22 protein-coding genes are annotated in these 24,066 nt (G+C 62.9%); 9 read left to right on the top strand and 13 right to left on the bottom strand.

Annotation, left to right across the window (positions count from 1 at the left end; all coding sequences use genetic code 11):
• The first annotated feature begins 4 nt into the window (after positions 1 to 4).
• Entirely contained in the window at positions 5 to 3,799 is a 3,795-nt protein-coding gene (gene metH / locus C8C92_RS04935; protein ID WP_207780969.1) for a methionine synthase, read from the top strand.
• A 122-nt stretch (positions 3,800 to 3,921) separates the two neighbouring features.
• A complete protein-coding gene (locus tag C8C92_RS04930) occupies positions 3,922 to 4,293 on the top strand; it encodes an SPW repeat protein (protein ID WP_099760723.1) in 372 nt (123 codons plus the stop codon).
• 104 nt (positions 4,294 to 4,397) lie between these two features.
• On the opposite strand, the gene C8C92_RS04925 is transcribed toward C8C92_RS04930, so the two are convergent.
• From C8C92_RS04925 to rsmB, 8 genes are all read right to left on the bottom strand, one after another.
• Entirely contained in the window at positions 4,398 to 5,678 is a 1,281-nt protein-coding gene (locus C8C92_RS04925; protein WP_116743158.1) for an EAL domain-containing protein, read from the bottom strand.
• A gap of 137 nt (positions 5,679 to 5,815) precedes the next feature.
• Positions 5,816 to 6,595, bottom strand: a complete 780-nt coding sequence (locus C8C92_RS04920; RefSeq protein WP_099764300.1) for a class II glutamine amidotransferase — start codon at positions 6,593 to 6,595, stop codon at positions 5,816 to 5,818.
• A gap of 170 nt (positions 6,596 to 6,765) precedes the next feature.
• The gene (locus C8C92_RS04915; RefSeq protein WP_071079509.1) at positions 6,766 to 7,023 is read right to left on the bottom strand and encodes a DUF3567 domain-containing protein; all 258 of its coding nucleotides are present in this window, start codon (positions 7,021 to 7,023) and stop codon (positions 6,766 to 6,768) included.
• A 152-nt stretch (positions 7,024 to 7,175) separates the two neighbouring features.
• Positions 7,176 to 7,577: a GTPase gene (locus C8C92_RS04910; RefSeq protein WP_116743157.1), complete on the bottom strand. Its 402-nt coding sequence runs from the start codon at positions 7,575 to 7,577 to the stop codon at positions 7,176 to 7,178.
• The gene (locus tag C8C92_RS04905) at positions 7,574 to 8,293 is read right to left on the bottom strand and encodes a response regulator (RefSeq protein WP_116743156.1); all 720 of its coding nucleotides are present in this window, start codon (positions 8,291 to 8,293) and stop codon (positions 7,574 to 7,576) included. Before C8C92_RS04905 ends, C8C92_RS04910 begins: the two co-directional genes overlap by 4 nt.
• A 98-nt stretch (positions 8,294 to 8,391) precedes the next feature.
• Positions 8,392 to 10,689: an ATP-binding protein gene (locus tag C8C92_RS04900; protein ID WP_099760726.1), complete on the bottom strand. Its 2,298-nt coding sequence runs from the start codon at positions 10,687 to 10,689 to the stop codon at positions 8,392 to 8,394.
• Positions 10,689 to 11,249, bottom strand: a complete 561-nt coding sequence (locus C8C92_RS04895) for a DUF4390 domain-containing protein (RefSeq protein ID WP_242428526.1) — start codon at positions 11,247 to 11,249, stop codon at positions 10,689 to 10,691. Before C8C92_RS04895 ends, C8C92_RS04900 begins: the two co-directional genes overlap by 1 nt.
• Before the next feature lie 43 nt (positions 11,250 to 11,292).
• Positions 11,293 to 12,714: a 16S rRNA (cytosine(967)-C(5))-methyltransferase RsmB gene (gene rsmB / locus C8C92_RS04890; RefSeq protein ID WP_116743155.1), complete on the bottom strand. Its 1,422-nt coding sequence runs from the start codon at positions 12,712 to 12,714 to the stop codon at positions 11,293 to 11,295.
• Between the two features lie 376 nt (positions 12,715 to 13,090).
• Between rsmB and argS the strand changes: the two genes are divergently transcribed.
• From argS to C8C92_RS04855, 7 genes are read left to right on the top strand one after another with little or no spacing between them, the layout of a single operon-like run.
• The gene (gene argS / locus C8C92_RS04885; RefSeq protein ID WP_116743154.1) at positions 13,091 to 14,800 is read left to right on the top strand and encodes an arginine--tRNA ligase; all 1,710 of its coding nucleotides are present in this window, start codon (positions 13,091 to 13,093) and stop codon (positions 14,798 to 14,800) included.
• Positions 14,801 to 14,820: 20 nt separating this feature from the next.
• Positions 14,821 to 15,528 carry an SPOR domain-containing protein gene (locus C8C92_RS04880; RefSeq protein WP_099760730.1) on the top strand — a complete coding sequence of 236 codons (708 nt, stop codon included), beginning with the start codon at positions 14,821 to 14,823 and terminating at the stop codon, positions 15,526 to 15,528.
• A gap of 9 nt (positions 15,529 to 15,537) precedes the next feature.
• On the top strand, positions 15,538 to 16,209 hold the full coding sequence (locus C8C92_RS04875; protein WP_116743153.1) for a thiol:disulfide interchange protein DsbA/DsbL: 672 nt from the start codon (positions 15,538 to 15,540) through the stop codon (positions 16,207 to 16,209).
• Between the two features lie 37 nt (positions 16,210 to 16,246).
• Positions 16,247 to 17,008 (top strand): SDR family oxidoreductase, encoded by a 762-nt coding sequence (locus tag C8C92_RS04870; protein ID WP_116743152.1) that lies wholly within the window; start codon positions 16,247 to 16,249, stop codon positions 17,006 to 17,008.
• 10 nt (positions 17,009 to 17,018) lie between these two features.
• Entirely contained in the window at positions 17,019 to 17,813 is a 795-nt protein-coding gene (locus C8C92_RS04865) for a biotin--[acetyl-CoA-carboxylase] ligase (RefSeq protein WP_116743151.1), read from the top strand.
• Positions 17,814 to 17,817: 4 nt separating this feature from the next.
• Positions 17,818 to 18,576 (top strand): type III pantothenate kinase, encoded by a 759-nt coding sequence (locus C8C92_RS04860; RefSeq protein ID WP_099760734.1) that lies wholly within the window; start codon positions 17,818 to 17,820, stop codon positions 18,574 to 18,576.
• A complete protein-coding gene (locus tag C8C92_RS04855) occupies positions 18,570 to 19,268 on the top strand; it encodes an SPOR domain-containing protein (RefSeq protein ID WP_116743150.1) in 699 nt (232 codons plus the stop codon). Before C8C92_RS04860 ends, C8C92_RS04855 begins: the two co-directional genes overlap by 7 nt.
• 52 nt (positions 19,269 to 19,320) lie before the next feature.
• Here C8C92_RS04855 and C8C92_RS04850 read toward each other — a convergent pair whose 3' ends face one another.
• The 5 genes from C8C92_RS04850 to mrdA form a co-directional block, all read right to left on the bottom strand.
• Entirely contained in the window at positions 19,321 to 19,467 is a 147-nt protein-coding gene (locus tag C8C92_RS04850) for an SPOR domain-containing protein (RefSeq protein WP_243420391.1), read from the bottom strand.
• A 258-nt stretch (positions 19,468 to 19,725) separates the two neighbouring features.
• Entirely contained in the window at positions 19,726 to 19,872 is a 147-nt protein-coding gene (locus C8C92_RS04840; RefSeq protein WP_243420390.1) for an SPOR domain-containing protein, read from the bottom strand.
• 59 nt (positions 19,873 to 19,931) lie between these two features.
• Positions 19,932 to 20,966 (bottom strand): septal ring lytic transglycosylase RlpA family protein, encoded by a 1,035-nt coding sequence (locus C8C92_RS04835; protein ID WP_116743148.1) that lies wholly within the window; start codon positions 20,964 to 20,966, stop codon positions 19,932 to 19,934.
• Positions 20,966 to 22,081: a rod shape-determining protein RodA gene (gene rodA / locus C8C92_RS04830; protein WP_099760737.1), complete on the bottom strand. Its 1,116-nt coding sequence runs from the start codon at positions 22,079 to 22,081 to the stop codon at positions 20,966 to 20,968. Before rodA ends, C8C92_RS04835 begins: the two co-directional genes overlap by 1 nt.
• A gap of 9 nt (positions 22,082 to 22,090) precedes the next feature.
• Positions 22,091 to 24,061, bottom strand: a complete 1,971-nt coding sequence (mrdA, locus tag C8C92_RS04825) for a penicillin-binding protein 2 (protein WP_116743147.1) — start codon at positions 24,059 to 24,061, stop codon at positions 22,091 to 22,093.
• Between the last annotated feature and the right edge of the window lie 5 nt (positions 24,062 to 24,066).

Here is a 24,066-nt window from a genome sequence, read left to right as displayed (position 1 = left end):
TGAAATGAACGATACCGTGATCCCCGCCATGTCCCCGACCGAAGCCACCTTGCGCGCCATTCTGGCGCAGCGGATCATGATCCTCGACGGCGCCATGGGCACGATCATCCAGCAATACAAGCTCGACGAAGAAGCGTACCGTGGCGGCCCCGCCGGCCGCTTCATCGATTTCGCCGCGCCGGCCGACAGTGGCGCGCGCGAACTGTTCGTGAAAGGCAACAATGAGCTGCTCACGCTCACCCAGCCGCACATCATCCAGGAAATCCATGAGCGCTACCTGGCGGCCGGCGCCGACCTGATCGAAACGAATACCTTCGGCGCCACGACGATCGCGCAGGACGATTACCACATGGCCCACCTGGCCTATGAAATGAACGTGCAGGCGGCAAAACTGGCGCGCGCCGCCTGCGACAAGTATTCCACCCCGGACAAGCCGCGCTTCGTCGCCGGCGCCCTGGGCCCCACGCCGAAGACGGCATCGATCTCGCCCGACGTGAACGACCCGGCCGCGCGCAACGTCAGTTTCGACCAGCTGGTGGCCGCCTACCTGCAGCAGACGCAGGGCCTGGTGGAAGGCGGCGCCGATGTGCTGCTGGTGGAAACCATTTTCGATACCTTGAACTGCAAGGCGGCCCTGTTCGCCATCGACCTGTTCTACGAGCAAAATCCGACCGTCGTGCGCCTGCCCTTGATGATTTCCGGCACCGTCACGGATGCCTCGGGACGCATCCTGTCGGGCCAGACCGTGCCCGCCTTCTGGAATTCCGTGCGCCACGCGAAACCGCTGACCATCGGCCTGAACTGCGCGCTGGGCGCCGCCCTGATGCGCCCGTACGCGGAAGAGCTGGCCAAGATCGCCGACACCTTCGTGTGCATCTACCCGAACGCGGGCTTGCCCAACCCCATGAGCGACACGGGCTTTGACGAGTTGCCAGCCGACACGTCCGCCCTGCTGCGCGAATTCGCCGACGCAGGCTTCCTGAACATGGCGGGCGGCTGCTGCGGCACCACGCCCGAGCACATCGCCGCCATCGGCGCGTTGCTGTCGAAGAACACGCCGCGCAGCGTGCCGGCCCCATCGCACGACTTGCGCCTGGCCGGCCTGGAGCCGTTCGTCGTCAATGACGAGTCACTGTTCGTCAACGTAGGCGAGCGCACCAACGTCACGGGCTCGAAAGCGTTCGCGCGCATGATTCTCAACGAGCAATACGACGAGGCGCTCTCCGTGGCACGCCAGCAAGTGGAAAACGGTGCGCAAGTGATCGACATCAACATGGATGAAGCGATGCTCGACTCGCTGGCGGCCATGACGCGCTTCCTGAACCTGATCGCCTCGGAACCCGATATTTCGCGCGTGCCCATCATGGTCGATTCGTCGAAATGGTCGGTCATCGAAGCGGGCTTGAAATGCGTGCAGGGCAAGGCCATCGTCAACTCGATTTCCATGAAGGAAGGCGAGGCAGAATTCCTGCGCCAGGCGAAACTGTGCCGCCGCTATGGCGCCGCCGTGATCGTCATGGCCTTCGATGAGAAGGGCCAGGCCGACACCTTCGAGCGCAAGATCGAGATTTGCGCGCGCGCGTATCATTTATTGATCGATGCGCTGGACTTCCCGCCGGAAGACATCATTTTCGACCCGAACATCTTTGCCGTCGCCACCGGCATCGAAGAGCACAACAACTACGCCGTCGACTTCATCAACGCCACGCGCTGGATCAAGGAAAACTTGCCGTACGCGAAGATTTCGGGCGGCGTGTCGAACGTGTCGTTCAGTTTCCGTGGCAACGATCCAGCCCGCGAAGCCATTCATACCGTCTTCCTGTACCACGCCATCAAGGCCGGCATGACCATGGGCATCGTCAACGCGGGCATGGTGGGCGTGTACGACAACCTCGACCCGGAATTGCGCGAGCGCGTGGAAGACGTGGTGCTGAATCGCCGCGAAGACTCCACCGAGCGCATGATCGAGATCGCCGGCACGCTGAAGGCGGGCGGCAAGGCCGAGGCGCAAACCCTGGCCTGGCGCGAAGGCACGGTGCAGGCACGGCTGTCGCACGCGCTGGTGCACGGCATCACGCAATTCATCGTGGAAGACACGGAAGAGGCGCGCCAGGAACTGCTGCACAATGGCGGGCGCCCGATCCACGTGATCGAGGGCCCGCTGATGGCCGGCATGGACGTGGTCGGCGACCTGTTTGGCCAAGGTAAGATGTTCCTGCCGCAAGTGGTGAAATCGGCGCGCGTGATGAAACAGGCCGTGGCCCATTTGATTCCCTACATCGAGGAAGAAAAGCTGCTGGAAGAAAAGCGCACGGGCATCGTCGCCAAGCCGAAGGGCAAGATCATCATGGCGACCGTGAAAGGCGACGTGCATGACATCGGCAAGAACATCGTCACCGTCGTCTTGCAATGCAATAACTTCGAAGTGGTCAACATGGGCGTGATGGTGCCGTGCTCGGAAATCCTCGCGCGCGCCAAGGTGGAAAATGCGGACATCATCGGCCTGTCCGGCCTGATCACGCCATCGCTGGAAGAAATGGCGTATGTCGCCAAGGAAATGCAGCGCGACGAACACTTCCGCATGCTGAAGATTCCCCTGCTGATCGGCGGCGCCACCACCAGCCGCGCCCACACGGCAGTGAAAATCGCCCACAACTACGAAGGCCCCGTGATCTACGTGCCGGACGCCTCGCGTTCCGTGTCCGTGGCGCAATCGCTGCTGACGCCGGAACAGCGCGACAAATATGTACAAGACATCGAACTCGACTACGCGCGCATCCGCGAGCAGCACGCCAACAAGAAGGCGCTGCCCATCCTGCCGCTGGCGCAGGCGCGTGCCAACAAGATGCTCGTGCCCTTCGACGGCCCCTGCACGCCCGTGAAACCGAAGTTCATCGGCCGCCGCGTGTTTAAAAATGTCGACCTGGCCACCCTGGCCAACTATATCGACTGGGGCCCGTTCTTCCAGACCTGGGACCTGGCCGGCCCCTTCCCCGCCATTTTGACGGATGAAGTGGTGGGCGACGCGGCCACCAAGGTGTATGCGGAAGGCCAGGCCCTGCTGAAAAAACTCATCGACGGACGCTGGCTGACGGCCAATGGCGTCGTGTCCCTGCTGCCGGCCAACAGCATCAATGACGACGATATCGAGGTGTACACCGACGATACGCGCAGTAGCGTGGCGTTCACGTATTACGGCATGCGCCAGCAAGGCGTCAAACCCGTGGTCGATGGCGTGCAGCGGCCGAACCAGTGCCTGGCCGATTTCATTGCACCCAAGGCATCGGGCGTGAAGGATTACATCGGCATGTTCGCCGTCACGTCCGGCCTGGGTATCGAGAAATACGAAAAGCGCTTCGAGGATGCGCACGACGATTACTCGTCCATCATGTTGAAGTCCCTGGCCGATCGCCTGGCCGAGGCCTTTGCCGAATACCTGCACGAGCGCGTGCGCAAGGATTTGTGGGGTTATGTGCCGGACGAGCACTTGAGTAACGACGACATGATCGGCGAGAAATACGTCGGCATCCGCCCCGCGCCCGGCTACCCCGCCTGCCCCGAGCATACCGTCAAGAAAGAGATGTTCGAGGTCATGCAGGCCGAGGACATCGGCATGCAGCTGACGGAATCGTATGCCATGTTCCCCGGCGCGGCCGTCTCCGGCTTCTATTTTGCCCACCCGGAGTCGAAATACTTCGTCGTCGGCAAGATCGGCATGGACCAGGTGGAAGACATGGCCAAGCGCCGCGGCGCCAGCATCGAGGACGTGGAACGCTGGCTGGCACCGAATCTGTCGTAGTGCCATAATATAAGCACAAGGCGCGCGGAACTTATCGCGCGCCGCAGCGCACTAACGCAGTATGCCGGTCGGCATGCTGCATGCCCGCTCCGGCCCGCTCCCTGACTGGCTAAGGAGGATATATGGCAAGCAATTTCAAACTGAAACGCTGGCAAGATCAAGTGATCCTGTTGCTGGGCCTGTGGCTGCTCGTTTCGCCCTGGGCCTTTTCCTATCCCGAAGGCTCGCCGCAGATGCTCAATGCCTTGGTCTCGGGCCTGGTGATCGCCGTGCTGGCCGCCTTCGACCTGTACAAGACGTATTTCTGGGCCGTCGTCGTCAACCTGCTGGTGGGCGTCTGGGTCGCCGCCTCGCCGTGGATCTTGCGGCTGGCCGAACAGCGCGTCGTCCTGTGGAACGAGTTGCTCGTCGGTATCGCCGTCGTCGTGCTGGCCCTGTGGGAATTGCGCACCGACCCCGAGCTGCACAAGCACTGGCCCGGTGCGGCAGCGTAGCGGCGTAAAAAAGCCCTGTCACGGCGACGCCGTGCAGGGCTTTTGAAGAACGCGCCAACAATGTTGTCGGATTACGCGTGGCCTGACGGCCGCGCTAATCCGACCTACAGCGCGTACCTGACAACGTTATCGCTCCATTCGTAGGCGGCCATTTCCAGTTCCACCAGGTCGTCCGGCGACATGGCCAGGTCGCGCAGGGTCGGTACGATCTCGCCTTCCATGTCTTCGATGCGCTCGATGCATTCGGCCAGGCGCAGCAGGTCGCCGTAGAAGCCTTCGCGCGACAGCAGCGCTTCGGCCACTTCGTCGATCACTTCGATCTGGCTGAGGATTTCCGACATCGGCACGCCGAACAGGGTATCCATCAGGGACATGATGCCGACCGTAAAGGCGATATCGGCCGAATGGGACTGGTTCGGGCGCAGTTTATGCGCGAGCAATTCGAGCAAACGGCCGCGCGTGGTGGCCAGCATCAGCAGCGGCGTCATGCTATGGCCGCGCTTGCTTGGCTCTGCGTACAGCATGATTTGCAGCCAGCGCTGCAGCTGGCGACGGCCCAGCACGGTAACGGCCTGGCTCAGCGAATCGATGCGCTGGCGCGCGCCCACGGCCGGTGTATTCACCAAACGCAACAGGTTCAAAGCCAGCGACACATCGCGCTTGATGGCGCGCTCGATATCCATGTTGTCGGCGTCGGACGTGACCAGGGTCATCAGTTCCATGACGGCCAGTTGCGACGGCGACAGCTTCTTGCCCGTCATGATGGCGGGCTTGGCGAAATAATAACCCTGAAAGTAATCGAAGCCCAGGTCCAGGCCCGACTTGAATTCTTCGCGCGTCTCGACCTTTTCCGCCACCAGTTTCTTGTGTTCCCGCTTGAAACGGGGCGCCAGCGCTGCCAGCACTTTCGGATCGACCGTGCTCATGTCCATCTTGACGTACTGCACCAGCGGCAACAATTCCTGCACTTGCGCCGTGTCGGCCACTACGTTTTCCAGCGCGAAAGTAAAACCATGGCCCACCAGTTCGCTGATGCGCGCGCGCACTTCCGGCGTGACGGGCATCGATTCGACGATTTCCAGCACGACTTTTTCACGCGGCAGGAAAACGAAGATGTCGCTCATGATGACGTCGGCATCGACGTTGACGAAACCGAGCGCGTCGCCGATGACCTTTTCCATGCCCAGTTGGGAAGCGTGGGCGATCACGGACGCAGTGGCGGACAGGTCGCTGGTAATGTTGGCGGGGCCGACCGGAGCGTTGCGGAATAGCAACTCATAGCCGAACAGGGCCTGGTTGCGGTCGAGGATAGGTTGTCGACCCAGATAGAACTCGCGCACGCGCAAGGGTTTCGGGGTGATGTCGTTGCTGGAAATATCGATCATTAAGTCTTCATCAATCAGGTCGAGTGACACCGGCCGCGCCGTGCCCGCATCAAGGTTCACTATTGACAATACTTTAGCTGAATTTCGCCCGCGCTGTGGGTATTTTGGCAGCAATCCAGCGTATTGTCGTCAACAAATTAAGCCACTGGCGTGTCTTGCACCATCCCGTCGACAAATAATTTCAATTCACCGGGCGCAAACGCCGTCCACTGCTCATTCGTCGTCAGCGGCTGGGTAACGATCACGGCCACGCGGTCCTGGGGCGTCGTCACCTGGGAAAAGTCCACGCTCAGGTCTTCATCGGAGAGTTTAGCAGTTGGAAACGGATGTTGTCGCACCAGATAGTGCAAGCTGGTCGAGCAATGGGCAAACAGCGCCTCGCCGCTCGACAGCATCATGTTGAACGTGCCGTGGGCGGCGATGCTGGGTAGCAATTGCGCCAGCGCGGCATGCAGTTGCGGCAAGGCCGGAGGAGCATCGCCAAAGCGCGCATGCAATTGCTGCAGCAGATAGCAAAAAGCCAGTTCGCTGTCCGTGCAGCCGACGGGGCGGTAACTGCCCGTCAGCACGGGATGAAATTGTTTCAAATCGCCATTGTGGGCGAACACCCAGTAGCGGCCCCACAGTTCGCGCACGAACGGGTGGCAATTTTCCAGCGCCACCTGGCCTTGCGTGGCCTTGCGAATATGCGCGATGACATTGCGCGACTTGATGGGATAGCGTTTGATCAGTTCGGCCACGGGCGAGGCGATGGCCGCCTGGTGGTCGACGAAATGGCGTACGCCGGCGCCCTCGAAAAAGGCGATGCCCCAGCCGTCATGGTGGGTATCGGTATGGCCGCCGCGCATGGCGAAGCCGGTAAAACTAAAGACAATGTCCGTGGGGACATTGCAATTCATTCCGAGAAGTTGGCACATGGTCTGTTTGCAGCTGGGTAACCCGACCACCATACCATACCTAGAACCCTAACATAACCTACTGCGCGGCGCGATTTGCAGCCTCCGATGCTCACTGTGCATTCGCACAGCTCCGCTTCTCGACCGCAACTCACTGCCGCTCGCTACGGTTCTGTTAAGGTTCTTTCTAACTAGTGCAACAGGACTGGCTGGCTCATGAGGGAATCGTAGCTGCCCAAAAATTCATCGATCTCTTCCATGCTGGGTTCGCTGGCGATCAATTCCGTGACGTCGCGGCGGAAGTTTTGCGCAAGGATGCCGGCGATAAACGTCTCGCGTTTGCCGCCCTTGTCGACGATTTCATAGCCGCCAAAGCGCAAGGCTTCCAGGTCGACGTCGGCGCCGAATTCCACGACGCTGTATTGTTCGCTGTTATAGATCAGGTTCATTTTGCATCCTTCGCTCAAGCAGGAGAGCCTCCTGCGGTTTCAGAACAGAGGTGGGGCTGATACGGCACCATTTCAAGCGCCATGCCACCGGGCGGGCTACAGAGTTGTAACGAGATGCAAACTGCGACTGCGGTAAGTCGATCGAGAAATCGTCAGGAAAGCACGATGTCGGCTTGCAGCGCCAGCAGGACGTCGTAGGGACTGGCAGTGAGCCAGGCGCGCAATTGTTCAATGTGCGTGGCATCGGCCAGGCTGATGAACAAGCGCGCGGGAGGATGGCGCAGCAGACGATTCAATGTTACACGCAATACGAGATTGCCGCTGCAGCACAGGCAACCGGGCGCGATGCGCAACAGTTGCAATGGAAACGATGAAGAAGGGGAAGCTTGCCCGGCCAGGTCGGCCAGGATGGCGTTGCCGTCAGCGAGGCCCTCAAGGATCACGGCGGTCGGCTCGCCAAGCGCCAACGCTTGCGCGATGGCGGCCTCGCGCTCGGCGGCGCGTCCACCGCTGACCAGGGTCAGCGGCGTCGGACGCCGCACGGCTGCCGTCACAGGTTTTTCTTGGCCAGCTTGCCCGGTTCGACGCCCAGCTGTTTAAGCTTGCGGTACAAATGGGTACGTTCCAGGCCAGTTTTTTCCGCCACGCGGGTCATGCTGCCGCCTTCGCGGCCCAGGTGGTGTTCGAAATACATGCGCTCGAACGCGTCGCGCGCCTCGCGCAGCGGCAAGTCGAACGACAGGTTGTAGCCATGGCCTTCGGCCACTGCCGGTAAGGCGATGCCCGGGCGCACCATCAGCTGTTGCGGTGCGCTGCCGCCAAAGCTGGGCACGGGGTGGCTGCTTTCCTCGGCCACCACAGGTGCCACGGGGCGCGGCGCCACGCTCGGCGCGCGCACGGTTTCCTGTGCCCGCGTCAAGCCTTGCTGGACTGCTTTCAGCAGTTTTTGCAGGGCAATCGGTTTCTCCAGGAAATTCATGGCACCGATACGCGTCGCCTCGACCGCCGTATCGATGGTGGCGTGGCCCGACATCATGATCACCGGCATGGTCAGCAAGCCGTCGCGCTGCCATTCCTTGAGCAAGGTCACGCCGTCCGTGTCGGGCATCCAGATATCGAGCAATACCAGATCCGGCGCACCGGCGGCACGCGCTTCACGCGCCTGCTGCGCATTTTCGGCCAGCTGGATAGCATGTCCTTCGTCGCCCAGAATTTCCGAGAGCAACTCACGGATACCCATTTCATCATCCACTACGAGTATGTTTGCCATTCGTGTCTTGCCTTCCTCATTTCGCCGGCCGTCGCGCACAAGATGCACACGGCGGACAGCTATGATTTTATTAGTGTTTTAAATACTAAACCAGACCCTCACGCCAGGAAATCCTGGGCAGGAGTGTCGGGAGCTAACTTTAACAGCAAAATGACCACCGAAGCGCCATTGCCGTCGACCCGGTTCTCGATATCGATGCGTCCGCCATGTTCATCGATAATTTTCTTGACCATCGCCAGGCCCAATCCCGTGCCGCGCGCCTTCGATGTCACATAGGGTTCGAAGGCACGCGCCAGGATTTTTGGCGCGAAACCAGGGCCATTGTCGGTGATGGCCAGCCGCACGGCGATATTCACGCCGCCATCTGCACTGCGATAATGAATTGCTTCCGTCCTTACGTCAATCCGCGGATGCGGCGAGTCCGGCGGCAGGTCGGCCATGGCGTCCTGCGCATTCTGCAGCAAGTTATGGATCACCTGGCGCAACTGGGTCGGATCGCCCATCACCATCGGCAGATTCGGCGCCAGTTGCGGGTGGATGATGTCGCCATCATCGCCGCGCAAATACAGGTTCAGGATCTCTTCGATCAGTTCGTTCAGGCGCAACGGCGTGAGCACGGCCGGCGGCGTGCGCGCATAGTCGCGGAAGTCATCGACCATGCGCTTCATCGCATCGACCTGCTTGACGATGGTGGTGGTGGCGCGGTTGAGCAAGTCCGCATCGGGCTGCTCCAGCTTGCCTTCGAGCTTCATCTGCAGGCGCTCGGCCGACAGCTGGATGGGCGTGAGCGGATTCTTGATTTCATGCGCCAGGCGGCGCGCCACCTCGCCCCAGGCGATCGAGCGCTGCGCGGAAATCACGTCGGAAATATCATCGAAGACGACGATGTAGCCGCTGCCGGACTCCAGCGGCAAGCGCGAACCGCGCGCCAGCAGGGTGATGTCATGCTCGTCGGCACTGCTGCCCAGGCGGCGCGGAATCTCGATCTGGCGCTGCCAGTGCAGGCGCTGCTGGTTGCGGCCCGACGCCGATTGCGCGCTTTGCGCCGTGAAGGCGCTGATGATGGCGCCGCCAAACTCTTCCATTCCAGCAATATGCGCGAGTGGCTGCCCCACGATGCTCATGCCCGAATGCTGCAAGATGCGCTCGACCGATTCATTGCACGTCACCAATTTGAAATCGCCGTCGAGCACCATCACGCCGGCCGACATGTTTGCCAGCACCGATTCCAGGTGGGCCTTGGCGTTTTGCAGCGCGGCGCGGTTGCTTTCCACGGCCGTGCGCGCATCGAGCAACTGGCGCGTCATGATGTTGAACGACTGCGTCAGCGTGCCCAGTTCATCCTTGGTGGCGACGATGGGGCGCGGCGACAGGTCGCCCTCGGCCACGGCGCGCGTGCCTTCGGCCAACAGCAGCAGGGGCTGGGCCAAATTGCCCGCGATCAGGAAAGCACTGCCGATGGCGCCAAAGATGGCCAGCAGCAAGGTCAAGGTGAGGATTTCCATGTACATCTTGCGCAATCCCACGCGCGCGACGAAACGTTCCTTGTATTCGCTATACGCGGCGCGCAGCACCTCGCCATTCGTCGCCAGCTTGGGCGGCGCCGATTGCAGCAATTGCAGGTAGCGGGGCGAAACGGAGGGACCGGGCACCGGCACCAGCACGCGCAAACGCAGGCTGGTCGCCGTTTCCAGCGACGCCGGCGTACCCGCGCGCAGGCCGCCGCCGCCCGACTCCGCGCCATCATCGTGCAACTCCTGGCCCCCTTCGGCGGAGGCATAGCCGTCCGGAGAGGCGGCCTTCACCAGCATGGCCGGCGTCGGCAAGTCAGCCGCGCTGTGCGGCCCGGCGCTGGCCAGCAGGATGCCGTCGCCGCTGACAACCATGACATTTTGCATGCCTTCTTCGCGCAGCAAGCTCGTCAGCACGGCCGGACCGGCCACCGGGTCGGTGCCCAGCTCCGCGACCGCCTTGTGACCCCGGTGCTCCAGCTCGACCAGGGCCGCATCGAGGCCCGCGCGGCCCAGCTCAATCCCCGATTCCAGCGCCGCTTCGATCTTGACGTTGAACCAGGATTCGATGGAGTGGGACACGAATTGCACAGAGACAAGAAAAATCACCAGGCCCGGCAAGATGCCGACGGCGGCGAACAGCATCACCAAACGTGTCATCAGCTTGGAGCCGAACTTGCCGCTCTTGTAGCGCACGTACAGACGGCCCAGGGAAATGCCCACCAGCGCCAGCAGGGCCACAGCCACGGCGGCGTTCAGGCCCAGCAGCCAGGTGTAATAACGGTCGAAAAAGCCGGAATTATCGGAAGCCGACGCCAGCAGGAACAGCAGGATACTGACAATGCCGCCGCCCACCACCAGCAAATAGCGCAATGCTTGACTCACTACTCCGCCGTATACAAGAAGGTTTTTTTATTCGAAGCCAGACGCCAGTCGCTGTTATTGAAGGCATTGACCTGTATCGGCTTGGGCAGGTAGTCGCGGTCCATGCCCATGCGCAAGGTGACGTTATACGTCTGCCCCACTTTCAGCGCGCCGCGCGGCGCCACCAGCCAGCGGCTGGGGCGGCGGATCAGGAACAGCGCGTCGTCGAGCGTGGGGAAGCTTTGCTGCAAGCCGCCGCCCGACACATGATACTGGCGCGTGAGCACGTTGTACGACAGCCGGCTGGTCTGGCGCGCCACGATGGCCTTTTCATCGAACCAGTACCAGCGGGGCCGGGTCAGTTCGATTTCTGTCGTGAAAAACAGCGGCACGCCATGCTGCACAGCATCATCGAGGTCGTGATTGAGATCGAAGGAGTAGGTGGCGGCCAGCTTGTAGCCCTCTTCGCTCGACTCGATATAGGCACGGGTGATCTCGACCATGTCGGCGGCTTGCGCGCGCGGCATGGTACATGCCAGCATCAGCAGCAGGGCCAGGAGTCGGAAGAGTCGTGTTGTCACAAGTGTGCCGGTGGTGTCCGTAGGAAAAGGTGCGACGAATCGCTCAAGCCGCATTTTTTTGGAATAGCGCATAGAACAAACCGTCATGGTCCTGCTCCGCGCTGCCAGTCGGCAACAGCTGGCCAGGCGCTGTCAATCGGGTCGCATTATTGCGCACCGCAAATGCCGCCGCCTGTGCCTCGGACTCTTGCGGCCACAATGAACATGTCACGAATAGCAATTTACCATCGGGGCGCAGCATCTGCCACAGGTTGTCCAGAATTTTGGAGGAAAGTGTTGCAAGTTGGAACGCGTCGCCCTTGCGGCGCAACCAGCGAATGTCGGGATGGCGGCGCACGATGCCCGAGGCCGTGCACGGCACGTCGGCCAGGATGCGGTCGTACTGCTGGCCGTCCCACCACGCGCTCGATTGCGCATCCTGCGCCTTCAAGGTAGCGTCCAGGCCCAGGCGCTCGAGGTTTTCCGCGATGCGCGGCAAGCGCTTGGCGTCTGCATCGATGGCCGTCACGTGCACGTCGGCCAGTTCCAGGATGTGGCAGGTCTTGCCGCCGGGCGCCGCGCAGGCGTCCAGCACGCGCATGCCGTCTTGCAAGTCCAGCAGCGGTGCGGCCAGTTGCGCGCCGGCATCCTGCACGGAGACGACGCCCTGCTCGAAGCCGGGAATCAGGGCCACGCCGATGGGCTTGTCCAGGCGTACGGCAAACGGTCCCACCTGGCGTGCGGCAATACCCGCCTCGGCCAGCACGGCCAGATACGCTTCCACCGTGCTCTTGCGGCGATTCACGCGCAAGGTCAATGGAGGCACGGCATTGCCGGCCGTCAAAATGGCTTGCCAGTCGCGCGGATAGGCCAGGCGCAGCGAATCGATCCACCACTGCGGATAATTCCATTGCGCCAAAGGTTGCTGCAGGGCCGCTTCCAGCAAGGACTTGCGCTCGCGCAAGAAACGCCGCAACACGGCATTCACCATGCCCTTGGCATGCGCCAGGTCAGGGTGCGAGGTGGCCACCGTGACAGCCTGGTCGACAACGGTAAATTCTTCGTACGGCTGCTCGCCAGGCTCGGCCGACATCAGCGACAGCGCGCAGCACAGCAGCCCGGCCAGCATCGGCGGCTCCGGCGCCTTCGACGTCATCAGGCCAACCAGGGTTTCGCTGCGGCCCAACTGGCGCATGGTACGGTAGGAAATATCCTGGATGGCGCCGCGCGCCTGCGGGCTGGCGTTCGATTGCGCAAACACCTTGGCCAGCGCCTGCGGCAGGGCCGTGCCCGTGCGCACTTGCGCCACGGCATTGGCGGCGCCCAGCAGGCAAAACGCCAGCGAGTCGGCGCGCAAATCGGGTTGGAAGCCTGGCTGCAAGACCGGCTTCAGGTCGGGATGGTAGCTGGGACGCAATTTCGGTGCGGCAGGCGCCTGGCCTGGCGCCGGCTTGGTTTTCAATTTCAGCGTGGGGCGCTTGTTCATAGTTATCCGGTGTGGCTGCGCGCGGTGGGCTGCATGGTGGCAAAGTCGCGGCCGCGCGTTATCAATAAAGGGTCGATTGTAGCGTTTGTGGCGCCCTCTGGCCCAAGCGATTGCAGCGATTGCTGTAAATTGCGGCAAAAAACTGCATATATACAAGCAGAATGCGCCATGCTGATGTTTTCATGCACCAACATAGGCATGTTGTCCTGATAATATCGTGAAATGCGCCGGCACGGGGACCTTGCCGGCAAGCGTATTGTTCCCGCCGGCAAACCAGTATAATTGACGCAGTCTGGGCGGCTTGGGTACTGGCCGTCCGTTTTGCTTTTTGATTCATTCTATTCATTCTTAACGCGGTTCCACCGCCATCCTGCTCATGCTCGCCCAACAGAAACAAGAAATCATCGCCCTGTTCCAGGCCGCCCTCGCTCCCGTCCTGGCCGGCACTACGCTTGAGCCATCCGTGGTGCTCGAGCGACCACGCGACGCATCGCATGGCGACGTCGCCTGCAACATCGCCATGCAACTGGCCAAGCAGCTGAAACAGAATCCCCGCGAACTGGCGCAAACCATCGTCACGGCCGTGCTGGCCAACCCGGCTGGCAAGGGCTTGATCGAGGCAGTGGAAATCGCCGGTCCCGGCTTCATCAACGTGCGCGTGTCACACGCCGCCAAGCAAGCCGTGGTGAAAACCATCTTGAGCGAAGCCGACAGCTATGGCCGCAGCACGGCCGGTGCCGGCAAGCAGGTCATCCTGGAATTCGTCTCGGCCAACCCGACCGGCCCGCTGCACGTAGGCCACGGCCGCCAGGCGGCGCTGGGTGACGCCCTGTCCTCGCTGTTCGACGCGCAAGGCTACCAGGTGACGCGCGAGTTCTACTATAACGACGCGGGCGTGCAAATCCAGACGCTCGCCAATTCCGTGCAGGCGCGCGCGCGCGGCTTCAAGCCGGGCGACGCCGAATGGCCCGAACCGGCCTACAACGGCGACTACATCGCCGATATCGCCAACGACTTCAAGGCCGGCAAGACGGTCTCGGCCAGCGATGGCTTGCCCGCCACGGCGAATGGCAACATCGACGACATCGATTCGATCCGCCCGTTTGCCGTCACCTACCTGCGCAACGAGCAGGATATCGACTTGCAGGCGTTCGGCGTGAAGTTCGACAATTACTACCTGGAATCGTCGCTGTACGCGGACGGCAAGGTCAACAGCGCCGTGGAAACGCTGGTCAAGGCTGGCCACACCTACGAGCAGGATGGCGCGCTGTGGCTGCGCACCACCGACTTCGGCGATGACAAGGACCGCGTCATGCGCAAGACGGACGGCACCTACACGTATTTCGTGCCGGACGTGGCGTATCACCTGGTGAAATGGCAGCGCGGCTTCGTGCAGGCCATCAATATCCAGGGCAGCGACCACCACGGCACCATCGCGCGCGTGCGCGCCGGCCTGCAAGCAGTCGACATGGGCATCCCGCAAGGCTACCCCGACTACGTGCTGCACAAGATGGTCACCGTCATGAAGGACGGCGAAGAAGTCAAGATTTCCAAGCGCGCCGGCTCCTACGTGACCGTGCGCGACCTGATCGAATGGTCGGGCGGCGGCGACATCGCCAAGGGCCGCGACGCCGTGCGCTTCTTCCTGATCTCGCGCAAGGCCGACACGGAATTCGTCTTCGACGTCGACGTGGCGCTGAAAACCACCGATGAAAACCCGGTGTATTACGTGCAGTACGCGCATGCGCGCATCTGCCGCATCCTGGAAAACTGGGGCGGTGATGCCAGCACGGTTGCCGGCGTGGATTTATCTCCTTTGACGGCACCGACCGAAGCGACCTTGCTGGCGACCCTGGCCGCCTACCCGGAAACGCTGGCGCGCGCGCAAGCGGAACTGGGACCGCATCAAGTCGCCTTCTACCTGCGCGACCTGGCCGCCAACCTGCACAGCTTCTACTTCGCCGAAAAAGTGCTGGTCGAGGACGACGCCGTCAAGATGGCCCGCCTGGCCCTCGTCATCGCCGCGCGCCAGGTATTGCGCAACGGCCTGGCACTGATCGGCGTATCCGCGCCAAACAAAATGTAATCGCGAAGGTCTAACCGTCAATGAATCATGCTTCCCGCTTCTCTTCGACCCGGCGCCAGCAGGGCAACACGCTGGTCGGCATCATCATCGGCCTGGTCATCGGCCTGGGTATCGCCGTGGTAGTCGCCCTGGTGATCACCAAGGGTGCCTCGCCCTTCACCGACAAGTCGGGCAAGGCCGGCAAGTCGGCCGAACCGACGGCCGGCCAGATCGCCGACCCGAACAGGCCGATGTACGGCAACAAGGAAGCGGCCAAGGAAGCGGCGCGCGACTTCTCCAAGGAGCCGCGCGAGATCGCCGCGCCGACGCAGCCTGCTGCGCCGGCACCCGCTCCCGCGCAGCAGCCGAAGGCACCGCCGCCGGACGCGTTGCAGGAACTCATCGGTACATTGAAGGACAAGCCGGCGCCAAAAACGCCGGCGGCAGCAGCGCCAGCGCCGCAAGCCAAGGCCGACGTGAAAACCGAAGCCAAGGCCGATGCAGCCAGCGACAAATGGATTTATTATCTGCAGGCCGGCGCCTTCCACGACATGTCGGACGCCGAAAGCACGCGCGGCAAACTGGCGCTGCTCGGCTTCGAAGCGGCCATCAGCGACCGCAGCACCGATGCCGGCGTGCTGCACCGCGTACGCATCGGGCCGTTCAACCAGCTCGAAGCGATGAACCGCGCGCGCACCAAACTGTCTGAAAACGGCATCGATGTCGCCGTCGTCCGCAACCAAAAATAAGGAACCAGCATGCGTTTTCTGAAGAACATCCTGATCGCCGCCGCCCTGTGCACCGCCGCCATGGGCGCATCGGCCTCGCCGGCCGAGCCGAAGAACGGCGTCGAATACGAAACCCTGGCCACGCCGCAGGCGACGGAATCGGGCAAGAAAATCGAAGTGACGGAATTCTTCGCCTATTACTGCCCGCATTGCAACGTGCTCGAGCCGCAACTGGCGGCCTGGGTCAAGAAACAGGGCGACAACATCGTCTTCAAGCGCGTGCACGTGTCGCGCGATGACAGCGTGGCGCCGCAACAGCGGCTGTTCTTCACCCTGCAAGCCATGGGGCTGGTCGACAAGCTGCACACCAGCGTCTTCCACGCCATGCACGTGGAACGCAACCGCCTGAATACCGACGACGCCGTCTTCGACTTCGTCGCCAGGCAGGGCGTGGACCGCCAGAAGTTCATCGACACCTACCGCTCGATGGGCATCTCGGCCCGCGTGCGCCGCGCGGACGCCATGATGCAGGGCTATAACGTCACGTTCTGGCCCATGATCGCCATCGATGGCCGCTATATCACCTCGCCTTCGCAAGCCGATCAGGGCAGCAAGTCGGCCAAGAACGAAGAGCAACTGAACGCCCAGGCACTGACCGTGATGGACGTGCTGGTCGCGAAAGCCAAAGCGGAAAAGAAATAAGCATGGCCACTTCCCTGGCGCGCCCGGGCATCGCCTGATGCATCGCGTTTTCATCACGGGCGCGTCGAGTGGATTGGGCGCCGCCCTGGCGCTGCAGTACGCGCACCAGGGCGCCCAGTTGGGCTTGCTGGCCCGCCGCGGCGACACCCTGCAGCAACTGATCGCTTCCCTGCCCCACCCTGAACGCCACCGCGCCTACGCCGTCGATGTCTGCGACCACGCCGCCCTGAAAAGCGCGGCCGGTGAGTTCATCGCCCATGCCGGCGGCATCGACGTCGTCATCGCCAGCGCCGGCGTGTCGTACGGCACCTTGAGCGAACACGCGGAAGACCTCGACGCCTTCGCGCGCCTCATCGCCATCAACGTCACGGCCACCGTCGCCACCTTTGCCCCCTTCATCGCCGCCATGAAAAGCCAGGGCAGCGGACGCCTGGTGGGCATCGGCAGCGTGGCCGGCATACGCGGCCTGCCCGGCGCCGAAGCCTATAGCGCATCGAAGGCGGCCGTCATCAGCTACTGCGAATCGCTGCGCCTGGAATTGAAACCGGCCGGCGTCAAGGTCGTCACCATCACGCCCGGCTACATCGACACGCCGATGACGCGCCACAACGCCTACCGCATGCCCTTCCTGATGCCGGCCGAAAAATTCGCCGTGCGCGCCGCGCGCGCCATCGCCGACGGCGACAGCTACCGCGTGATCCCGTGGCAGATGGGCGTCGTCGCCAAGCTGCTGCGCGCGCTGCCGAATGCCGTCTACGACCGGGTCTTCGCGAATGCGCCGCACAAGGCGCGCAACTGAAGCAATCACCATGACGAAGCACTCAGACTTGAACAGCACGGCCATCGCCGCCCATTGCGCCACGGGCGCCTCCCACGTGGCCATCGAAGTGGTCGACGAAACGGGATCGACCAACGCCGACTTGCTGGCGCGCTGCGCCACCCTGGCCGGCCCCACCCTGCGCATCGCCGGCCAGCAGACGGCCGGCCGCGGGCGGGCCGGACGGCCGTGGATGTCGCAGGCGGACGCCAGCCTGATGTTCTCGCTGGCCTGGCGCTTCAAGGGGCCGCTGCATCAGCTGGTCGGCCTGCCGCTGGCCGTCGGCGTGGCGCTGGCCGAAAGCATGACGGCGCTGGGCGTGCCGGTGCAACTGAAATGGCCGAACGACCTGCTCAAGGATGGCCACAAACTGGCCGGCATCCTCGTCGAGACGCAACAGGCAGCCGATGGTGGCGTGTGGGCCGTGATCGGCTGCGGCATCAATTTGCTGATGCCCGATGCGCTGGAACGGCAGATTGGCCGCAGCGTCTCGGCCGTGCCGTGGCTGGCGCAGATGGAGCGCAATACCCTGGTGGCAGCGCTCCTGAGCCGTCTGGCCGGCGTGCTGGCCGAATTCGACGACACGGGTTTTACGCCGTTTGCCGAACGCTGGAACCTGCTGCATGCCTGGCAGGGCCAGCACGTGAAAATCCTCGACAACGGCCAGTTGCTGCAGCAAGGCGTGGCGGCCGGCGTGGACCAGCTGGGCCGCCTGCTGCTGCGCACCGATGGCGGCTTGCAGGAAGTCATGTCAGGCGACGTGTCCTTGCGCCTGGTCGGGGAGTAAGCGCATGCTGCTGCTGATCGACGCCGGCAATACGCGCATCAAATGGGCTCTCGTGGAAGCCGACAGTGCCGCCGGGGCCTGGCTGGCCAGCGGCGCCGTCGCGCATGCGCAGCTCGACACCCTGGCCGCGCAATGGGAGAAACTCGCCATCAGCGACGCGCTGCTGTCGAACGTGGCCGGCGCCGTCATCGGCACGCACCTGCGCGCCATGCTGCCGGTCTTTGCGCGCAACTTCGTCTCGCTGCCGCAGTTGGCGGGCCTCACGAACGGCTACCGCACGCCATCTCAGCTGGGCTGCGACCGCTTTGCCGCCGCCATCGGCGCGCACGCTCTGGCGCCTGGCCAGGCGCTCATCGTCGCCAATTGCGGCACCGCCACCACCATCGACGCCATCACGGCCGATGGCGTTTTCCTCGGCGGGATGATCTTGCCGGGACTGGGATTGATGGCCAGTTCGCTGGCGCGCAACACGGCGCAGCTGCCGCAAATCGCCGGCGACGCCATGCTGCCGGCCGGCTTTGCCGACAACACGGACGACGCGATTTTGAGTGGCTGCCTGGCGGCGCAAGCGGGCGCCATCGAACGGGCCGTGCGCATGCACGGCGCCAGCGCCTGTGTATTGTCCGGCGGCGCCGCGCCGCGTATCGCACCGGCGCTGGCGCTGCCGGTACCGCTGCATCTGGTGGACAATATCGTCATGCTCGGCCTGCAGGCATCCGCACGCGCCGGCACGGCAGGATCACAAGGAAACCACGTATGCTGAAATTCGTCTTCTGGCTGCTGGCCGGCGTCAACCTGCTGGTCCTGGCCATCGGCCAGGGTTATCTGGGCAGTTTTCGCACCGAGACGCGCGAACCGGCACGCCTGAAAAACCAGCTGCAGGCGGGCAAACTCACCTTGCTGACACAGGAGCAGGCCACGGCGCCCGACGCGCCACCGGCTGCCGAAGAGGGGGCGACGCCGGCGGCGGCCGTAGCTGCGCCACCGCCATCGTATGCCTGCACGGAAGTGGGCAATTTCCTGCTGGCTGACGGGCGCCGCTTCGAAGCGCAAGTGGCGGCGTTGAACCTGGGCGACCGCCAGTCGCGCCGCAACGTGGCCGGCCAGGACATTTCCAGCTACATGGTGTACATCCCGCCGCAGGGCAGCAAGGAAGGCGCCGAGCGCAAGGCCGGCGAATTGAAGCAGCTGGGCGTGACGAATTACTTCATCATCAACGAAGGCAGCGCGCAGCGCTGGGGCATTTCACTGGGCGTGTTCAAGTCGGAAACCAGCGCGCAAAGCCAGCTGGCATCGCTCAACAAGCAGGGCGTGCACAGCGCCCGCGTCGCGCCACGCTACAGCGCCAGCAAGCAGCTCGCTTACCAGTTCCGCGACCTCGACGCCGCCACGCGCGCGCGGCTGGCCGAGATCACGAAGCAGTTCGAAGAGCAGGAACTGCGCTCCTGTAAATGACACCTGACAATCGCGTCGGATTACGGCCCTTCGGGCCTAATCCGACCTACGCTTATCTTTCGATGACGATGGGCTTGATACCCGTCGATTCCGGCAAATTCGCCGCCGCCCGTGCCGCCTCGGCACGGCTGGAAAACGGCCCGCCATACAGGCGGAACAGCCAGGTAGGTCGGATTAGCGCTTGCGCGTAATCCGACAACGCCAGCGACGCCAACCATGGCGTCGGATTACGCGCTTGCGTGCTAATCCGACCTACGCTCTACCTTTGAATCACGATAGGCTTGATACCCGTCGACTCAGGCAAATTCGCCGCCGCCCGCGCCGCCTCGGCACGGCTGGAGAACGGTCCGCCATGCAGCCAGGTAGGTCGGATTAGCGCTTGCGCGTAATCCGACAACGCCAGCGACGCCAACCATGGCGTCGGATTACGCGCTTGCGCGCTAATCCGACCTACGCTCTACCTTTGAATCACGATGGGCTTGATACCCGTCGACTCAGGCAAATTCGCCGCCGCGCGTGCCGCCTCGGCACGGCTGGAAAACGGTCCGCCATACAGGCGGAACAGCCAGGTAGGTCGGATTAGCGCTTGCGCGTAATCCGACAACGCCAGCGACGCCAACCATGGCGTCGGATTACGCGCTTGCGCGCTAATCCGACCTACGCTTATCTTTCGATGACGATAGGCTTGATGCCCGTCGATTCCGGCAAATTCGCCGCCGCGCGTGCCGCCTCGGCACGGCTGGTGAACGGTCCGCCATACAGGCGGAACAGGTTACCGGCCTGCACCACCCCAAGCGTACCCAAGGCCGCCGCATATGGCGCCAGGCGCGACCGCCCCGTTTCCGCATTGTCGGCGCGCGAGTAGGCACCCAGCTGCAGATAAAAGCCGCTGGTCAACGCGGCCGGCGCTGGCGCGGCCACCGTGGCATCCATTTGCGTCGACACTTCCGGCTGCACCACGGCGCCCGTCTCGGGCGGTGTATCGATGGAAATAGCCACCACGGAAGGCACCGGCTTCGGCGCCGCGCGGGCAGCCAGGATGGCATCGATATCGGCCGGCAGCAGCCGTTCCACGACCACCTGGTGGCTGCCCTTGCCCAGGAAGCCCAGTTTCAGCGCCGCCGTGTAGGACACGTCGATCACGCGCGTGGCGTGGAAGGGACCACGATCATTGACGCGCACGATCACCTGTTCGCCGCTGTCGATGCTCGTCACACGCGCATACGACGGAATCGGCAAGGTGGGATGGGCCGCCGTCATCTTGTACATGTCGTAGATTTCACCCGACGAAGTGCGCTGTCCATGGAATTTCTTGCCATACCAGGTGCCCGTGCCCTTCTGCTTGAATGGCTCGTTGTCGGTGATCGGCGTGTACGTCTTGCCGAAGACGACATACGGGCGGTTCGAGCGCGTCGAATACGGCTCGTTGCGCACTTCCGCATCGGGCACGTCGCGCAGGTTGGCCGGCGGATTCTCGCCCGGGCCGTCATCCTTGTAGTAGCCGCCGCGCCCGGAGCCGGCCGCCGGCAACGCCGGCAAGGTAGGGTCCTGGCGCACGGGCACCTTGACCTTGCCGCCTGACGGCAGCGGCACGTTGTTCGATGCGGTTTTTTGCGGCGTGGTGCCGCAGGCGGCCAGGGTCAGCAAAGCGGCCAGGCTCAATCCGCGCATGGCGAAGGTATCGACAGGCGCCCGCATCAGGTCTGCACCAGCTTGCGATGGCGCTGGATGCTCATCAGGATACCGGTAGCCACGCCCAGGGTCAGCAGCGCGGTGCCGCCATAGCTGAGGAAAGGCAGGGGAACGCCGACCACCGGCACGATGCCGCTGACCATGCCCATGTTAACAAACGCATACGTAAAGAAAATCATAGTGATCGCTCCTGCCAGCAGGCGAGTGAAAAAACTGGGGGCGTTGGCGGCGATCATCATCCCCCGTCCCACCAGCAGCAAATACATCAGCATCAGGATCAAGTTACCGACCAGGCCGAATTCCTCGGAATATACGGCAAAAATAAAATCGGTGGTGCGCTCCGGGACGAATTCCAGGTGGGCCTGGGTGCCGTGCGTCCAGCCCTTGCCCGTCATGCCACCCGAACCGATGGCGATGATGGACTGGATGATATGGAAGCCCTTGCCCAGCGGGTCCTTGGTCGGGTCGATCAGCATCATCACGCGGTCGCGCTGGTAATCATGCAGGTGCGACCAGGCGATCGGCAGGCAGGCCACAAAGGTGATCAGCAAGCCGGCCAGCACTTTCCACGACAGGCCGGCCAGGAAGATGACGGTAAAGCCGGCCGCCACCACCAGCAGCGCCGTGCCCAAATCGGGCTGGCGCGCGATCAGGTAGACGGGCACCAGCAGCAGCACGGCCGCCATCAGGAACGATTTCCAGCGCAGGGCGCCCGCATTGTGCTGGAAGAACCAGGCCAGCATCAGCGGCGTGGCGATCTTCAGGAATTCGGACGGCTGGATATCGATCACGCCGATATGCAGCCAGCGCCGCGCACCGAGCTTGATGGTGCCGAACAGCGCCACGGCCACCAGCAAGATCACCGATACCGTGTACGCCGGCACGGCGATGCGCATCATCATCTGCGGCGTGATGTTGGCCGCCACCCACATGACGAAAAAGCACAGCAGGATGTTGCGCAGGTGGTCCTCGATCTTGCCGGGGATGCCGATACTGGCCGAATACAGGGTCAGCAGACTGGTGCACAGCAGCATCAGGATGATGATCATCAGCGGCGGATCGAACACCGCCAGATAGGGTTTGGCGCGCCGCCACAGCGAGCGCCTCTCGTTAATGGGCATGTGCTTCCTTTATTGCCTGGCAGGCGGCGCCGGAGCGGCCTGCTCGTCAGTGATTTCTTCCAGGGTGCGCACTTCGTCGACATCTTCCTTGGGCACCTTGGTGGTGTCCTTTTCCTTGTCGCTCGGGCGCTTGCCCAGCAGGTAGTAGTCGAGCGCCTTGCGCGCGATCGGTGCAGCCACGCCGGCGCCGAAGCCCGCGTTTTCCACCACGATCGCAATGGCGATGCGTGGCTTGTCGGCCGGTGCGAAGGCTGTAAACAAGGCGTTGTCGCGCAGGCGTTCGGCCAGCAGCTTGGCATTGTACTTCTCGTTTTTCTTGATGCCCACCACCTGCGCCGTCCCCGTCTTGCCGCCCACCGTGTACTGCACGCCGGTGAAGATGCGCGCGGCCGTGCCGCCCTGCTCGCTGGTCACGCCCACCATGGCGCGCTTGATGACGTCGATGTTTTCCTGCTTGAGTGGGATGCGGTAGCTTTCCTTCGGCACCGTCAGAGTGCGCGCACGCGTGGCCGCATCTTCGATGATCTTCACCAGATGCGGCTTCATCACCACGCCGTTATTGGCCAGGTTGGCCGTGGCGTGGGCGATCTGCAGCGGCGTATACGAGTTGTAGCCGGAGCCGTTACTCACCGAAATCGTGTCGCCACCCACCCATTTTTTCTGCTGCGGCGTCTTGAAGCGGTTGCGCTTCCATTCCGTCGACGGCAGCACACCCGTCTTTTCATTATTCAGGTCGATGCCCGTCAGCTGGCCGAAGCCGAACGGCTTCATGAAGTCGTGGATGGCATCAATGCCCATGTCACGGCCCAGCTGATAGTAATACGTGTTGCACGAGACGACGATGGACTTGTGCATGTCCACCGTGCCATGGCCGCCCACCTTGTCGTCGCGGAAGGTGTGACCGCCGAGGATGAAGAAACCCGGATCGGAAATCGACTGGCTCGGCGTGCGCTTGCCCAATTCGAGTGCGGCCAGCGCCATGAAGGGCTTGAAGGTCGAGCCAGGCGCGTAGGTGCCGGACAGGGGCCGGTTGACCATCGGCCGGTCCAGCGAGGTATTGAGTTCATTCCAGCTTTGCTGGTCGATGCCGTCGACGAACAGGTTCGGGTCGTAGCCGGGCTTGGAGACGTAGGCCAGGATGTCGCCCGTGGCCGGATCGATCGCCACGGCCGCGCCACGCCATTCGCCGAACGCTTCCTCGACCACTTTTTGCAGTTCGATGTCGATCGACAGGATCAAGTTGTTGCCAGGGATGGCCGCCGTACGCGACAGGGTGCGCATGGCGCGCCCGCCGGCCGACACTTCCACTTCTTCATAGCCGGTGGTGCCATGCAGCTGCTTCTCGTAGCTTTTTTCCAGGCCTTCCTTGCCGATATGGTCGGTGCCGTTGTAGTTGGCCGCGTCCTCGCCCTCTTCCAGCGCCTTGGCTTCATTGCGGTTGATGCGGCCGATGAAACCCACCACGTGCGACGCCACCTCGCCCATCGGATACTGGCGGAACAAGCGCGCCTGCACCTCGACGCCGGGGAAGCGGAAGCGTTGCGCCGTGAAACGCGCCACTTCTTCGTCCGTCAGGCGCGTACGCAGCGGCACGCTGACGAAGTTCTTCGACTCTTCCAGCAGCTTCTTGAAGCGGCGGCGGTCCTTGACGTCGATCTGCACCAGGGTCGACAGCTCGTCGATCACCGAATCGAGGCTGGCGCTCAATTTCGATGGCGTGATTTCCAGCGTATAGGCCGAGTAATTGCGCGCCAAAACCACGCCGTTGCGGTCGAGGATCAGGCCGCGCGTGGGCACGATGGGCACCACGGCGATGCGGTTGTCTTCGGCCTTGGTCGCGTAGTCCTCGTGCTTGATCACCTGCAGCCAGATGAAGCGCGCCAGCAGCAGCGAAAAGCAGACGAAGACGAGCGCGCCCAGGATGGTCAGGCGCATGCGGAAAAAATGCAGCTCGCGCTCGGTATTTTTCAGTTCAGTCATGGCGG

The sequence above is a fragment of the Janthinobacterium sp. 78 genome, assembly GCF_003096775.1.
Lineage (GTDB): Bacteria > Pseudomonadota > Gammaproteobacteria > Burkholderiales > Burkholderiaceae_D > Janthinobacterium > Janthinobacterium tructae.
Note: the sequence above shows the minus strand (reverse complement) of the source record. Positions and strands in the feature narration are given on the sequence as shown.